This window comes from Actinomadura sp. 9N407 (assembly GCF_044326315.1).
Taxonomy (GTDB): Bacteria; Actinomycetota; Actinomycetes; order Streptosporangiales; family Streptosporangiaceae; genus Spirillospora.
This window is the reverse complement of the sequence record NZ_JBIRAW010000009.1, coordinates 92,105-106,301: the sequence shown is the minus strand read 5'-3', so window position 1 is coordinate 106,301 and position 14,197 is coordinate 92,105. Positions and strand designations below refer to the sequence as shown.

Annotated in this window: 11 protein-coding genes; 9 read left to right on the top strand and 2 right to left on the bottom strand. The window is 73.1% G+C overall.

Annotated features, from left to right (window positions below):
* Nucleotide 1: 1 nt before the first annotated feature.
* Nucleotides 2-499: an NUDIX domain-containing protein gene (locus ACH34Q_RS16440; RefSeq protein ID WP_395983809.1), complete on the bottom strand. Its 498-nt coding sequence runs from the start codon at nucleotides 497-499 to the stop codon at nucleotides 2-4.
* A gap of 300 nt (nucleotides 500-799) precedes the next feature.
* Between ACH34Q_RS16440 and ACH34Q_RS16435 the strand changes: the two genes are divergently transcribed.
* From ACH34Q_RS16435 to ACH34Q_RS16395, 9 genes are all read left to right on the top strand, one after another.
* Complete coding sequence (locus ACH34Q_RS16435) at nucleotides 800-2,956, top strand: molybdopterin oxidoreductase family protein (RefSeq protein WP_395983808.1); 2,157 nt, start codon at nucleotides 800-802, stop codon at nucleotides 2,954-2,956.
* Nucleotides 2,953-4,443, top strand: a complete 1,491-nt coding sequence (locus ACH34Q_RS16430; RefSeq protein WP_395983807.1) for an FAD-dependent oxidoreductase — start codon at nucleotides 2,953-2,955, stop codon at nucleotides 4,441-4,443. The genes ACH34Q_RS16435 and ACH34Q_RS16430 overlap by 4 nt, the downstream gene beginning before the upstream one ends.
* A gap of 215 nt (nucleotides 4,444-4,658) precedes the next feature.
* Nucleotides 4,659-7,214 (top strand): nitrite reductase large subunit NirB, encoded by a 2,556-nt coding sequence (gene nirB, locus ACH34Q_RS16425; RefSeq protein WP_395983806.1) that lies wholly within the window; start codon nucleotides 4,659-4,661, stop codon nucleotides 7,212-7,214.
* Nucleotides 7,211-7,624, top strand: a complete 414-nt coding sequence (nirD, locus tag ACH34Q_RS16420; RefSeq protein ID WP_395983805.1) for a nitrite reductase small subunit NirD — start codon at nucleotides 7,211-7,213, stop codon at nucleotides 7,622-7,624. Before nirB ends, nirD begins: the two co-directional genes overlap by 4 nt.
* Nucleotides 7,608-8,798, top strand: coding sequence for a uroporphyrinogen-III synthase (locus ACH34Q_RS16415; protein ID WP_395983804.1), 1,191 nt, complete (start codon nucleotides 7,608-7,610; stop codon nucleotides 8,796-8,798). Before nirD ends, ACH34Q_RS16415 begins: the two co-directional genes overlap by 17 nt.
* Entirely contained in the window at nucleotides 8,791-9,558 is a 768-nt protein-coding gene (locus ACH34Q_RS16410) for a sirohydrochlorin chelatase (protein ID WP_395983803.1), read from the top strand. The genes ACH34Q_RS16415 and ACH34Q_RS16410 overlap by 8 nt, the downstream gene beginning before the upstream one ends.
* 249 nt (nucleotides 9,559-9,807) lie before the next feature.
* Entirely contained in the window at nucleotides 9,808-10,599 is a 792-nt protein-coding gene (locus ACH34Q_RS16405) for a VOC family protein (protein ID WP_395983802.1), read from the top strand.
* Nucleotides 10,600-10,676: 77 nt separating this feature from the next.
* Nucleotides 10,677-11,657, top strand: a complete 981-nt coding sequence (locus tag ACH34Q_RS16400) for an ATP-binding cassette domain-containing protein (protein ID WP_395983801.1) — start codon at nucleotides 10,677-10,679, stop codon at nucleotides 11,655-11,657.
* A gap of 32 nt (nucleotides 11,658-11,689) precedes the next feature.
* Nucleotides 11,690-12,607 carry an ABC transporter permease gene (locus ACH34Q_RS16395; protein ID WP_395983800.1) on the top strand — a complete coding sequence of 306 codons (918 nt, stop codon included), beginning with the start codon at nucleotides 11,690-11,692 and terminating at the stop codon, nucleotides 12,605-12,607.
* Between the two features lie 109 nt (nucleotides 12,608-12,716).
* Here ACH34Q_RS16395 and ACH34Q_RS16390 read toward each other — a convergent pair whose 3' ends face one another.
* Nucleotides 12,717-14,108 (bottom strand): RNA polymerase sigma factor, encoded by a 1,392-nt coding sequence (locus tag ACH34Q_RS16390; protein WP_395983799.1) that lies wholly within the window; start codon nucleotides 14,106-14,108, stop codon nucleotides 12,717-12,719.
* Nucleotides 14,109-14,197 lie beyond the last annotated feature (89 nt).

Genomic DNA, 14,197 nt, shown 5'->3' with positions numbered 1-14,197 from the left:
GCTACCTGGGCGCGACGCGTTCGCCGAAGGCCTGCTCGTGGCCGTCCTCCAGGTAGACGGTGCGGCCCTCGGCGATCCCGCGCAGGCTGGGCGGCATCCGGCGGGCGATGTGCGGCGGGGCGAGCTCGGCCACCTTCGCGGGGGCGACCAGCACGTGGTCGGACAGCTCGTCCGGCGGCAGCTCGATCGCGGCGATCTGCGCGGCGGTGATGGGTCCGGAGAACACGAAGATGTTGACGGCGTCCACGCCGTCGCGGGGCGGTCCCCAGTCGACGCACACCAGGCCGTCGAGGCGGGGGACCAGGCCGAGCTCCTCCTCGCACTCGCGGCGGCAGGCGGTCAGCGGCGACTCGCCCTCCTCGATGACCCCACCGGGCAGGAACCAGCCCTCCTTGTAGGTGGGCTTCACCAGCAGTACCCGGCCGAGGTCGTCGAGCAGCAGGGCCGCTGCGGCGCCGCGGGTGCGCGGCAGCGAGGCGTAGTAGGCAAGGTCCGGCATGCAACGAGGTTAGGCCGCGCGGACCGGGACGTACCGGGCTTCGGGCACGGAAGGGGACGGTTCGCGCGCGGGCAAGCCGGGCCGCCGCCGATCCGTTCGGCAACGGCCCGGGAGGCGACGAATGGAAATTGACAAAGGTCGACAACGCTTGACGCGTGATCGTCAATGCCCGCCCGGGAGCCGGGCCCGGTTCCGGCGCACCTCCTTGACCTCTGTGAACGACACCGCGTGAGCCGCTTTTAACACCCGGGTCACACGCGGGACCCCGCCGCGAAACGGCGTCCGCGCACGCTCGGGGGCATGACCGATACCGCGGCCCCCGATGTTCGGACGCATTGCCCGTACTGCGCCCTGCAGTGCGGGATGTCACTGGGCGGCGATGACCGGGGCCCCGGCGGCCCCCTTCGGATCACGCCCCGGGAGGACGTGCGGACCAACCGCGGCGGGCTGTGCCAGAAGGGCTGGACGGCCGCCGAGATGCTCACCGTCCCGGACCGGCTGACCTCGCCGATGATGCGCGCCACGCGGGACGCGCCGCTGCGGCCGTGCACCTGGGACCAGGCGCTGGACCGCATCACCTCGGAGGTCACCCGGCTGCAGGGCGCGTACGGCCCGGACGCGATCGCGGTCTTCGGCGGCGGCGGGCTGACCAACGAGAAGGCCTACCAGCTCGGGAAGTTCGCCCGGGTGGCGCTGCGCACCTCGCAGATCGACTACAACGGCCGGTTCTGCATGTCCTCGGCCGCGGCCGCCACGGGACGGGCGTTCGGGATGGACCGGGGCCTGCCGGGGCCGATCACCGACCTGGGCCGCGCGGACGCGATCCTGCTGGCGGGCGGGAACGTGGCCGAGACGATGCCGCCGTTCATGCGCCATCTGACCGACGCGCAGGAGGCCGGCGGCGCGCTGATCGTCGTCGATCCGCGCCGTACGCCCACGGCCCGCCAGGCGAATCTGCACCTGCAGCCGACGCCGGGGACCGATCTGGCACTGGCCAACGGGCTGCTGTACCTGGCCATCGAGGAGGGCCTGCTGGACGAGGCGTACCTGGCGGCGCGCACCGGCGGGTTCGAGGCCGTCCGCACGGTCGTGAACGGCTACTGGCCCGACCGCGTGGAGCGGGTGACAGGCGTGCCCGTCCCGCACATGCGCGAGGCCGTCCGGCTGCTGGCCCGGGGGGAGCGCTCGTACATCCTCACCGGGCGCGGCGCCGAGCAGCACGCGCGCGGTACCGACATGGTGACCGCCTTCATCAACCTGGCGCTCGCGCTGGGCCTGCCCGGGCGTCCCGGCTCCGGGTACGGGTGCCTGACCGGGCAGGGCAACGGCCAGGGCGGCCGCGAGCACGGCCAGAAGGCCGACCAGCTGCCCGGCTACCGCAGGATCGACGACCCGGCGGCGCGGGCCCATGTCGCGGCCGTGTGGGGCGTGCATCCCGATGACCTGCCCGGGGTGGGGCGTTCCGCGTACGAGCTGCTGGAAGCGCTCGGGACTCCCGAGGGGCCCAAGGCCATGCTGCTGTTCGGCTCCAACCCGGTCGTGTCGGCGCCGCGCGCGTCCGCCGTGGAGGAACGGCTGGACGCCCTGGACTTCCTCGCCGTCGCCGACTTCGTCCCGTCGGAGACGGCGCGCCGGGCCGACGTCGTCCTGCCGGCCGCCCAGTGGGCCGAGGAGTCCGGCACGATGACCAACCTGGAGGGCCGGGTGCAGCGCCGCAACCGGGCGGTGCTCCCGCCGGAGGGCGTGCGCACCGACCTGGAGATCCTGGCGGTGCTGGCCGACCGCCTGCATGCGCCGGGGACGTGGAGCGACGAGCCCGCCGAGGTCTTCGAGGAGCTGCGCGAGGCCAGCGCGGGCGGCCTGGCCGACTACGCGGGCATCAGCTACCGGCGGATCGACGCGGAGGGCGGGGTGTTCTGGCCCTGCCCGTCCGAGGACCATCCCGGCACGCCGCGCCCGTTCCTGGAGCGGTTCGCGACCCCGGACGGGCGGGCGCGCTTCACGCCGGTGGAGCACAGCGGTCCCGCCGAGGACGTCGATCCCGAGTACCCGGTCTACCTGACGACGGGGCGGGTGCTCGCGCAGTACCAGAGCGGTGCCCAGACGCGCCGGGTCGGGCCGCTGGTCGAGGCGGCGCCCGAGGCGTTCGTGGAGGTGCATCCCGACCTGGCCGAACGGCTGGGCATCGCCGACGGCGACGGCGTGCGCGTGGCCAGCCGCAGGGGCACCGCCACCGTACGGGCCAGGCTGACCGACGCGATCCGCCACGACACCGTCTTCATCCCGTTCCACTGGGGCGGCGAGGCGAGGGCCAACCTCCTCACCAACCCGGCGCTCGATCCGATGTCGCGGATGCCGGAGTTCAAGGTCTGCGCCGTACGGCTGGAACCGGTTCTCCCGGAGTCCGCCCCCGACGTCCCCATCGACGCCCGCATCGAAGAAGGAGCCAGCGCGTGACCGAGCAAGCTGCACGGCCGGGGGGCACGGTCATCGTCGGCAACGGCATGGCCGGCTCCCGGCTGGTGACCGAGATCCGTGCCCGCGACCCGCACGTCCCGCTGACGGTGTACGGCGCCGAGCCGCGCCAGCCCTACAACCGCGTGCTGCTGTCGAACGTGCTGGCCGGTGTCTCGCGGCCGGACCAGATCGGCCTGGTCGACCCCGCCTGGTACGAGGCGAACGGCGTCGACGCCCGGCTCGGCGTGGAGGTCGTCCGCGTCGACCGTTCGGCCAAGATCGTGTACGGCTCGGACGGCAGCGCCGTTCCGTACGGGACGCTGGTGCTGGCGACCGGGAGCACCTCGTTCGTGCCGCCGTTCCCGGGGACCGAGGACGGGCTGCCGGCGGGCGCGGTCGCGTTCCGTACCCTCGACGACTGCAGCGACATCATCGACGCGGTGGCCGGCGCGCGGCGGGCCGTGGTGATCGGCGGCGGACTGCTGGGCATCGAGGCCGCCCGGGGCCTGGTCGGGCGCGGCCTGGAGGTGACCGTGGTGCACATGGCCGGTCACCTCATGGAACGCCAGCTCGATCCGGGCGCGGGGAAGGTCCTGGCCCGTACGCTGCACGGCCTGGGGGTGTGCTCGCGCCTGGAGGCCAACGTCACCGGCCTGTCCGTCACGCAGGGCCCGGCCGGCACGAGGGTGACCGGAGTGGAACTCGCCGGCGAAGGGCTGCGGCCCGAGGTGCTGGAAGCCGATCTGGTCGTGGTCGCGTGCGGTGTACGGCCCGAGGTGGGGCTGGCGCGCGCGTCCGGGCTGGAGGTCGACCGGGGCATCGTGGTCGACGACTCGCTGCGCTCGGTGACCGATCCGTCGGTGCGCGCGATCGGGGAGTGCTCGCAGTACGGCGGGACCGTGTACGGGCTGGTGGCGCCGGCGTGGGAGCAGGCGACGGTGCTGGCCGATCTGCTGACCGGGGCGGACGCCGCGGCGCGGTTCACCGGTGCCCGCGAGATCACCCGGCTGAAGGCGGCCAGCGTGGACCTGGTCGCGATGGGGGAGACCCACCACGGTGACGACGATCCCGAGGTGGAGATCATCCAGTTCGCCGACGCCAGCCGCGGCACGTACAAGAAGGTCGCGATCCGGGCGGACCGGGTGATCGGCGCGATCCTGCTCGGCGAGACGAGCACGGCCGGGACGCTGACGCAGCTGTACGATCGGGCGGCGCCGCTGCCGGCCGACCGGCTCAGCCTGTTCTTCCCGGGCGTGGGCGGCGCGCGGCCCGCCGGCTCGCCGGTGCGGATGCCGGACGCGGCGACGGTGTGCCAGTGCAACAACGTGTCCAAGGGCAGGATCCGGGCGTGCTGGGAGGACGGCGCCCGTACGGCGGAGGAGATCTCGGCGCGGACCCGGGCGGGCACCGGCTGCGGCGGCTGCCGGGACGCCGTCGAGGGCATCGTCGCCTGGCTGGGGGAGCAGGACGCGGTCCCGGCCGGGTGAGCCGGCGCCGATGGGCGCTGAGCCGCCGCGATCTCCGGCCCGTGGAATGCGGCCGGAGAGCGCGGCGGCATTTTCGCGTATTCGGAAATTCCGCCGGAAATTCTCGCAGCAGGATCGCGGGATGACCACGATTCGATACCGGCGTGAGCGTCTTTTAACACGCCGGTGACAAAGGGGACGCAACCGCGAAACGGCCTCTGCTGAGGATCGGCCTCATGAACGACGACGGAGCAGACGAACCCATGCGGCTGGTCGTCGCCGGGCACGGGCCGACTGGCCACCGGCTGGTCGAGGCGCTGCGCGAGCGCGACACGGCCGGCTCCTGGCGGGTGACGGTGATCGGGGAGGAGACCCGCCCGGCCTATGACCGGGTGGCGCTCACCTCGTACCTGACCGACGGCGCGGACCTGGCCTGCGCGCCGCACGACGACGCGGTCGAGCTGCTGACCGGGGACCCGGTGGCGGCGATCGACCGGGAGGCCCGCACGGTGCGCACCGCGGCCGGGCGGGAGATCGGCTACGACGCGCTGGTGCTGGCCACCGGCTCGGCGCCGTTCGTGCCGCCGGTGCCCGGCCACGACCTGCCCGGCGTCTTCGTCTACCGCACCATCGACGACCTGGAAGAACTCCGCGGCCACTGCACGAACCTTACAACGTCAAGGCCGGGGGCCGGAGGCGTCGTCATCGGCGGCGGGCTACTCGGTCTCGAAGCCGCGCGCGCCCTGCAGGGCCTGGGCATGGACACGCACGTCGTCGAGGTCGCGCCCTGGCTGATGCCGCGCCAGCTCGACGAGGGCGGCGGGTCGATGCTGCGCCGCCACATCGAGGCGCTGGACATGAAGGTGCACGCCGGGACGCCGATGGAGGGCCTGGAGGCGGGCGCCGGCGGCGGGGTGGCGCGGGTCGCGCTGTCGGACGGCACGTCCATCGACGCGGGCGTGGTGGTCTTCTCGGCGGGCATCAGGCCCCGCGACCTGCTGGCCCGCGAGTGCGGGCTGCCGGTGGGGGAGCGGGGCGGGATCGTCGTGGACGACACGTGCCGTACCGAGGACCCCGCGATCTACGCGATCGGGGAGTGCGCGCTGATCGGCGGCCAGGTGTACGGCCTGGTCGCGCCGTGCTTCAGCATGGCCGAGGTGGTCGCCGACCGGCTGCTGGCGCGGGCGGGCGGTACGCCGAGCGCCGCCCGGTTCGAGGGCGCCGACCTGTCGACCAAGCTCAAGCTGATGGGCGTGGACGTGGCGAGCTTCGGCGACCCGTTCGCCGGTCCCGACCAGGGCGCGCTGGACGTCACGTACACCGACCCGGTAGCGGGGGTCTACAAGCGTCTGGTGGTCAGCGACGACGCGCGGACGCTGCTGGGCGGCGTGCTGGTCGGCGACGCCGAGTCGTACCCGACGCTGCGCGCCTTCATCGGCGCCGAGCTGCCGGGCTCGCCGGAGCAGGCGCTGTTCGGCGGTACGGAGGCGGCGGGCGGCGATCTGCCCGGTGCCACGGTGATCTGCAGTTGCAACAACGTCAGCGCCGAGACGATCCGGTGCGCGATCCGCGACCACGGCCTGACCGACCTGCCCGGCGTCAAGAGCTGTACCCGGGCCGGGACGACGTGCGGCAGCTGCGTGCCGCTGGCCAAGCGGATCCTGGACGCGGAGCTGACGGCCGCCGGGATCGAGGTCAGCAAGGCGCTGTGCGAGCACTTCGACTACAGCCGGGCCGAGCTGTTCGACATCGTGCGGGTGCGCGGCATCACCACGTTCACCACGCTGATCGAGGAGCACGGCCAGGGGCGCGGCTGCGACATCTGCAAGCCGGTGGTGGCCTCGATCCTGGCCAGCCTGGGGCACGGCCACATCCTGGAGGGCGAGCAGGCGGCGCTGCAGGACACCAACGATCACTTCCTGGCGAACTTGCAGAAGAACGGCACGTACTCGGTGGTGCCGCGGGTGCCCGGCGGGGAGATCACCCCGGAGCGGCTGATCGTGATCGGCGAGGTGGCCCGGGAGTTCGGCCTCTACACCAAGATCACCGGTGCGCAGCGGATCGATCTGTTCGGGGTCCGGGTCGAGCAGCTGCCGATGGTGTGGAAGCGGCTGGTGGACGCCGGATTCGAGTCCGGGCACGCGTACGGCAAGGCGCTGCGGACGGTGAAGTCCTGCGTCGGGTCCACCTGGTGCCGGTACGGGGTACAGGACTCGGTCGGCATGGCGATCAAGCTGGAGCTGCGGTACCGGGGGCTGCGCGCCCCGCACAAGCTGAAGTCGGCGGTGTCGGGCTGCGCGCGCGAGTGCGCCGAGGCGCAGAGCAAGGACTTCGGGATCATCGCGACCGAGAAGGGCTGGAACCTCTACCTCGCCGGCAACGGCGGGATGCGGCCCCGGCACGCGGACCTGTTCGCCACCGACCTGGACGACGCGGAACTGGTCCGCTACATCGACCGGTTCCTGATGTTCTACATCCGCACCGCCGACCGGCTGCAGCGGACCGCGACCTGGCTGGAGGGCCTGGAGGGCGGGCTCGGCTACCTGCGGGAGGTGATCGTCGAGGACCGGCTGGGGCTGTGCGCGGAGCTGGACGCCGCGATGGACCGGCACGTGGGCTCCTACTCCGACGAGTGGCGCGACACCCTCGACGACCCCGCGAAGCTGAGCCGCTTCGTCTCCTTCGTCAACGCACCCGGTACCCCCGACCCGAGCATCGTCTTCGAACCCGAGCGTGATCAGATCAAGCCGGTCCTGGTGGCCGGCCCACGGCTGGAGGTGGCCGCCCCATGACCACGACCCATGAGCTCACTCTCGTCCGCGAGCCCGAGGGCCTCGAGTACGCCGCGGGGACGTCCCTGCGCTGGTACGACATCTGCCCCTACGCCGAACTGACGCCCGAGCGGGGTGCCTGCGCGATGGTCGAGGGCGTCCAGGTGGCGATCTTCCGGACCTTCGAGGGGGAGCTGTTCGCCACGTCCAACCTTGATCCGTTCAGCGGCGCCCAGGTGCTCTCGCGCGGCATCCTCGGTACCCGCGGCGGCGCGCCGACCGTGGCGTCGCCCATGTTCAAGCAGGTCTTCGATCTGCGTACCGGAAGCTGCCTGGACGAGCCTGGGGTGGCGCTGGCCACCTTCGCGATCCGGCGGAATCCGGCCGGAGACCGGGTGGAGGTGGCGCTGCCCGATGAGCACCGAGAATGAGCCCCTCGCCGGTTTCGCCGTCGGGGTGACCGCCGCCCGCCGCCACGAGGAGCTGTCCACGCTGCTGGAGCGGCGCGGGGCCCGGGTGGTGAACGCCCCCGCGATCCGGCTGGTCCCGCTGTCGGACGACGCCGGGCTCCTGGAGGCCACCGGCGTGTGCGTCGACCGTCCGCTGGACTACGCGGTGGTGACGACCGGGATCGGGTTCCGCGCCTGGCTGGAGACCGCCGACGGGTGGGGGCTGCGCGACGGCCTGATCGCCAGGCTTGGCGCGGTGGACATCCTGGCCCGGGGTCCCAAGGCGCGCGGCGCGATCCGCCAGGCCGGGCTGCAGGAGCGCTGGTCGCCGGAGTCGGAGAGCGTCGCGGAGGTCCTGAAGTACCTGCTGGAGAAGGATCTGGCGGGCTCGCGGGTGGCGCTGCAGCTGTACGGCGAGCAGTTGCCGGAGTTCACCGAGGCGCTGCGCGCGGCGGGCGCCGAGGTGATCGAGATCCCGGTGTACCGGTGGTCGCGGACCGAGGACTCCACGCCGCTGCGCCGGCTGGTGGGCCAGGCGGTGGCGGGCACGGTCGACGCGATCACGTTCACGTCCTCGCCGGCGGTGGCCGCGACGCTGGCGGTGGCGGCCGAGGACGGCCTGGAGGAGGTACTGCTGGAGGCGCTGCGCACGCACGTGGTGGCGGCCTGCGTGGGGCCGGTGACGGCGCAGCCGCTGGTCGAGCGGGGCGTGCCGACCGTACAGCCGGAACGGGCCCGGCTCGGCGCGCTCGTGCGGGCGCTGGTGTCGGACCTGCCGCTGCGGCGGTCGCGGCGGCTGCACGTCAGGGGCGTCTCGCTGGAGCTGCGCGGGCACGCGGTGGTGCTGGACGGCCAGCTGCGGCCGATCGCGCCGGCGCCGATGGCGATCCTGCGGGCGCTGGCGCGGCGTCCCGGGCACGTGGTGTCGCGGGGCGAGCTGTGCGGGGTGCTGCCGAGCCGGCTGCTGGTGGGCGGTTCGCCGTGGGCGCGGGACGGGCGGCCGCAGGCCGACGAGCACGCGGTGGAGATGGCGGTGGCCCGGCTGCGCCGGGGGCTCGGCCGTTCGGGGATCGTGGAGACGGTGGTCAAGCGCGGCTACCGGCTGGCGTGCGATCCGCGTGTGGTGGAGCCGGTCGCGGTGGAGACCGGTGGCTGAGCGGATCACGCCCCGGGAGGGCGTGCCGACGCTGCTGGCCGTCGCGCACGGGACTCGTGACCCGGAGGGCACGGCGGCCGTACGGGCGCTTCTGGAGCGGGTACGGGCGCTGCGGCCGTGGCTGCCGGTGGCCGGAGCGTACGCGGAGCTGGCCGCGCCGTCGCTCGAGGAGGCGGCGGCGCGGATCGACGGCCCGGTGGTGGCGGTGCCGCTGATGCTGGCGCGGGGCTATCACGCGCTGGTCGACATTCCCGGACGGCTGGAGCGGCTGTGCCCCGAGGCGGTGGTGGCGGGCCCGCTGGGTCCGCACGCGCTGCTGGCGGCGGCGCTGGCCGACCGCCTGGTGCCCGGCGGCGGGTTCGCGCCGTCCGGGGGAGGGCCGCCGCGCCGTACGGACAGCGTCGTCCTGGGCGCGGCGGGCTCCGCCGATCCGGCGGGCCTGGCCGATGTGCGGGCGGCGGCGCGGCTGCTGTCGCGGCGGCTGCGGCGGCCGGTCCCGTACGGGTTCGTCGCGGCGGGCGGGCCCGCGCTGGCCGATGTGGTGGCCGCGCAGCGGGCGCGCGGTGCCGGGCGGGTCGTGGTCGCCTCGTACCTGCTGGCGCCGGGATACTTCCACGGCCGGATGCGGGCGGCGGGAGCCGACCGGGTGAGCGCGCCGATCGGCGCCCACGACGCCCTCGCGCGCCTGATCCTGCGCCGCTTCGACCAGGCTGTGTTTCAAAGCCCCGGCCCAGGTGCTCGCCTGGCGGCTCGCACCTGACCGGTTCTGTGCGAGCGCGGCATCGCTTCGCGATCTGCCTGGTGAGACTCGCCTCCGGCATCGCCTCACCAGGCAGGTAACGCGCTCGCGCGGTGGCTGAGGCCACCTCTGGACAGGCAATGGACGCTTTATCGCCGGGGACGTCTTTGGCCGGGTGCTGCCGTACGGCGGGCGGATCTTTACCGGGGCCGTTCTAGGCTGCAGGTGAGCCGCGGGGGGACGCGGCGCCTGTGAGGACGGAGTCGGTCCATGCCGGAGAGAACCTCGTACCAGCCGGGCACGCCGTGCTGGATCGATCTGGGCACTCCGGACATCGAGGCGTCGCAGGCGTTCTACGGCGGGCTGTTCGGGTGGCAGGGGCACACGTCGCCGGATCCGGCGACGGGCGGCTACACGATGATGACCCTGGGCGCGGGCGGGACGGGCCCGGTGGCGGCGCTGATGCCGCACGTGGTGACCGGGCAGCCGGTGGCGTGGGTGACGTACGTCAGCGTGGAGGATCTGGACGAGGTCGTGAAGGCCGTGGGCCCGGCGGGCGGCCAGGTGCTGATGGAGCCGATGGACATCCTCGACCAGGGCCGGATGACGATCTTCGCCGACGCGCTGGGCGCGGTGCTGGGCGCCTGGCAGCCGGGGGAGTTCCCGGGCGCGGGCGTGATGAACGAGCCGGGGACGTACTGCTGGAGCGAGCTGGCCTGCCGGGACACCGCCGCGGCGGAGGCGTTCTACGGCACGGTCTTCGGGTGGCGGGCGCACGCGCGCGGCGGCCCGGGGACGGGCTATTCGCGGTGGAGCGTGCAGGACGGGCCGCCGATCGGCGGGATGATCCAGCTGGACGGCAGGTGGCCGGGCGACGTCGCGCCGCACTGGATGGTGTATTTCGCGGTGCAGGACTGCGACGGTGTGGCGGCGAGCGCGCTGGAGCTGGGCGGTACGGTGCCGGTCCTGCCGGCCGACGCGCCGTTCGGCCGGTTCGCCGTGCTGCGCGATCCGCAGGGCGGGCATTTCGCGGTGGTGCGGCCGTCCGCCGAAACCGATTGACCGTCGTACGGCGCTTCCTTTCGCGCTCGCGGGCCGCATAATTCTCTTGACCGGGTGGCCGGCGGGAGGAGGTCCGGATGGCGGACGGGGGGCCTGCCGTCGCCGTCGACGGCCTGGTGAAGAGGTTCGGCGACGTGGAGGCCGTCCGGGGGATCGAGCTGGCGGTCGAGCCGGGTGAGATCTTCGGTTTCCTGGGGCCCAACGGCGCCGGCAAGTCGACCACGATCAACATGCTCTGCACGCTGCTGCGGCCGACCGCCGGCACCGCGCGGGTGGGCGGGTACGACGTGGTGCGCGAGCGCGACGACGTGCGGCGCAACATCGGGCTGGTCTTCCAGGACCCGACGCTGGACGGCTACCTGACCGGCGAGCAGAACCTGCGCTTCCACGCCGAGCTGTACGGGGTGCCGCGCTCGCTGACCCGCGACCGGATCCGGCAGGTGCTGGAGATGGTGGGGCTGTGGGACCGGCGCAAGGACCGGGTGGAGGTCTACTCGGGCGGGATGAAGCGGCGGCTGGAGATCGCGCGCGGCCTGCTGCATTCGCCGCGGGTGCTGTTCCTGGACGAGCCGACCGTCGGGCTGGATCCGCAGACCCGCTCGTCGATCTGGGAGTACATCCAGGAGCTGAAGCGGGCCGAGGAGATCACGATCTTCATGACCACGCACTACATGGACGAGGCCGAGTACTGCGGCCGGATCGCGATCATGGATCGCGGGGAGATCGTCGCGCTGGACACGCCCGAGGCGCTCAAGGCCGGGGTGGGCAAGGACCGGGTGCGGATCCACACCGGCGACGACGCGGCGGCGATCGCCGCGCTGCGGGACCGGTTCGGGCTGGAGGCGGGGATGTCGGAGGGCGCGGTGACGTTCGCGGTGGCCTCGGGGGAGCAGTTCGTGCCGCGGCTGTTCGCCGAGCTGGGCGTGCCGATCCGCCAGGTCAGCGTCGCGCGGCCGTCGCTGGACGATGTGTTCATGTCGTTCACCGGAAGCACGATCCGCGACGCCGAGGGGTCGGCCAAGGACTGGATGCGGCTGGCCATGCGGGGGAGGAACTGACGATGGGCGGTTCCATACGATCGCGGGAGCCCGTGCGGGAGCCGGCCGACGGCCCCGGGCGGGAGGCCGCGGGAGCCTCGGGGAAGGGGCCGCCCGCGGTGGTCCGGATCGCGGTCCCGCCGCGCAGCTTCCGGCACGACCTGCGCGCGGTCAAGATCGTCCTGCACCGGGAGCTGATCCGCTTCTGGCGGGACCGGATCCGGATGGTGCTGGGCCTGGTCCAGCCGGTGCTGTGGCTGCTGGTGATGGGCACGGGGCTGGCCAACCTGATGGACGTCGGCGCCGGGCCGGGCGGGCGGGTGGACCTCAGGACGTTCATCTTCCCGGGCGTGCTGGCGATGTCGGTGATGATGACGGCGATGTTCTCGGCCGGGTCGATCGTGTGGGACCGGGAGTTCGGGTTCCTGCGCGAGATGCTGGTCGCGCCGGTCAGCCGCGGTGCCATCGTGGCGGGCAAGTGCTTCAGCGGGGCGCTGGTGGCGACCCTGCAGGGCGTGGTGATCCTGCTGATGGCGGGGCTCGCGGGCGTCCCGTACGACCCGGTGCTGCTCCTGCAGTTACTGGGGATGATGTTCCTGGGCGCGTTCGCGCTGACGGCGTTCGGGGTGATGCTGGCGGCGCGGATCACCAGCATGCAGGCGTTCTTCGGCGTGATGCAGATGGTGCTCATGCCGATGCTGTTCCTGTCGGGCGCGCTGTACCCGCTGGGCGGCCTGCCGACGTGGCTGGGCGTGCTCACCCGCCTGAACCCCCTGACCTACGCGGTCGATCCGCTGCGCCAGGCGGTGTTCGCGCGCCTGGACATCGCTCCGGAGCTGGAGCGGACGTTCAATCCGGGGGTCAGCTGGAACGGGTGGATCGTCCCGGTCTGGCTGGAGCTGCTGCTCGTCGTCGGCCTGGGGCTCGCCCTGATGGGGGTGGCGATCCTGCAGTTCCGGCGCGGCGACTGAGACGAACGTCATAGGGCACGTCAAGCGAAGGACCCGCCCGGCCGGGTGGCCGGGCGGGTCCTCGTACCGCACACGTTCTCCGTCTCCGCGTCGCCGCGAAGGGGAGGTCTCAGACCGCGTAGTCCAGCAGCGGCCGCGCGTTGCTGGGGTGGCGCAGCTTGGACAGCGACTCCTTCTCCAGCTGGCGGATCCGCTCGCGGGTCAGCCCGAGCGACTTGCCGATCTCGTCGAGGGTACGGGGCGTCCCGTCGTACAGGCCGAACCGCATCGCCATGATCTTGGCCTCGCGGGGGGACAGGATGTCCAGCGTCCGGCGCAGCTGGTCGGCCATCAGCTGCCGGTCCACCAGCTCCGAGGCCTCGGGGCTGTCGGTGTCCTCGATCAGGTCGCCGATCCGGGTCTCGCCGTCCTCGCCGATGGTGGAGTCCAGGCTGATCGGCTGGCGGCTGGTGCGCAGCAGCTCGCGGATCTGCTCGGGGCTCTTGTCCAGCTCGACGGCCAGTTCCTCGGGGGTGGGCTCGCGGCCCAGCCGCTGGTGCATCTCGCGCTCGACCCGGCTGAGCTTGCTGAGCATCTCCAGCACGTGCACCGGGAGCCGGATGGTGCGGGCCGAGTCGGCGAAGCCGCGCTGGATCGCCTGCCGGATCCACCACATGGCGTAGGTGGAGAACTTGTAGCCCTTGGAGTAGTCGAACTTCTCGACCGCGCGGATCAGGCCGAGGTTGCCCTCCTGGACGACGTCCAGCAGCGACAGCCCGCGGTCGGAGTACTTCTTGGCGACCGAGACCACCAGCCGGAGGTTGGCCTCCAGCATGTGGGACTTGGCCCGGCGCCCGTCGGCGGCGACCCACTCCAGGTCGATCCGCCGCTTGGGGGTGAGCTTCTCGCTCTCCAGCTTGTACTCGGCGTACAGGCCGGCCTCGATCCGCTTGGCCAGGTCGACCTCCTGCTCGGCGGTGAGCAGCTGGCGGCGGCCGATCGCCTTGAGATAGGTGTGCACCGAGTCGCCCATGACGGTGGACTGGTCGTCCAGGTCGGCCGGCTCGTTCTCGATCTCGGCGGCCTCGAACCCTCCGTCGTCACCTGCGGCGGTCCGGCCGGCCTTGTCCGCGGCGGCGGGGCGGGCGGGCGCGGCGTCGGTGGACGCCGTCGCACGGACGGCGCCACCACGTGCCGCGGCGGCGGTCTTGCGGGGGGCGCGCTTCTTGGCCGGAGCCGGGGCCGCCCCGTCCTGACCGGCCTCGTCGTCGTTGGCCTCCTGCACGGCCGGTGCGGCCTTGGCGGGCTTGGGGCCCGACTCGGCCTCGCTGGCCAGGCTGATGCCGGCCTCCGACAGCTCGCGCAGGATGGATCGGCCCTGGGACGGGCTGATGCCGGCGGCCTCGAAGGCCTGCCGCACCTCGGCGAGCGAGAGGCGCCCCTGGGCACGGCCGCGCTCCAGGAGATCGTCCAGTGCTGGGCTCGTCTCCGTGAGCGGGGTCTCTACACTGGTTCGTGGCATGAGGACACCCCCCCTCCCTTCGGTGGTGTGGTGCGGCGCAGAGATGGTGTGCGGTACATACGCGCGCACTAATCGGAACGTCGCAAGGG

Bases quoted from the DNA above. Each gene is read 5' to 3' on its own strand.
- nirD (WP_395983805.1), top strand. From the start codon at position 7,211: ATGACCACGACCCATGAGCTCACTCTCGTCCGCGAGCCCGAGGGCCTC.
- ACH34Q_RS16400 (WP_395983801.1), top strand. From the start codon at position 10,677: ATGGCGGACGGGGGGCCTGCCGTCGCCGTCGACGGCCTGGTGAAGAGG.
- ACH34Q_RS16435 (WP_395983808.1), top strand. From the start codon at position 800: ATGACCGATACCGCGGCCCCCGATGTTCGGACGCATTGCCCGTACTGC.
- nirB (WP_395983806.1), top strand. From the start codon at position 4,659: ATGAACGACGACGGAGCAGACGAACCCATGCGGCTGGTCGTCGCCGGG.
- ACH34Q_RS16415 (WP_395983804.1), top strand. From the start codon at position 7,608: ATGAGCACCGAGAATGAGCCCCTCGCCGGTTTCGCCGTCGGGGTGACC.
- ACH34Q_RS16405 (WP_395983802.1), top strand. From the start codon at position 9,808: ATGCCGGAGAGAACCTCGTACCAGCCGGGCACGCCGTGCTGGATCGAT.
- ACH34Q_RS16440 (WP_395983809.1), bottom strand. From the start codon at position 499: ATGCCGGACCTTGCCTACTACGCCTCGCTGCCGCGCACCCGCGGCGCC.
- ACH34Q_RS16390 (WP_395983799.1), bottom strand. From the start codon at position 14,108: ATGCCACGAACCAGTGTAGAGACCCCGCTCACGGAGACGAGCCCAGCA.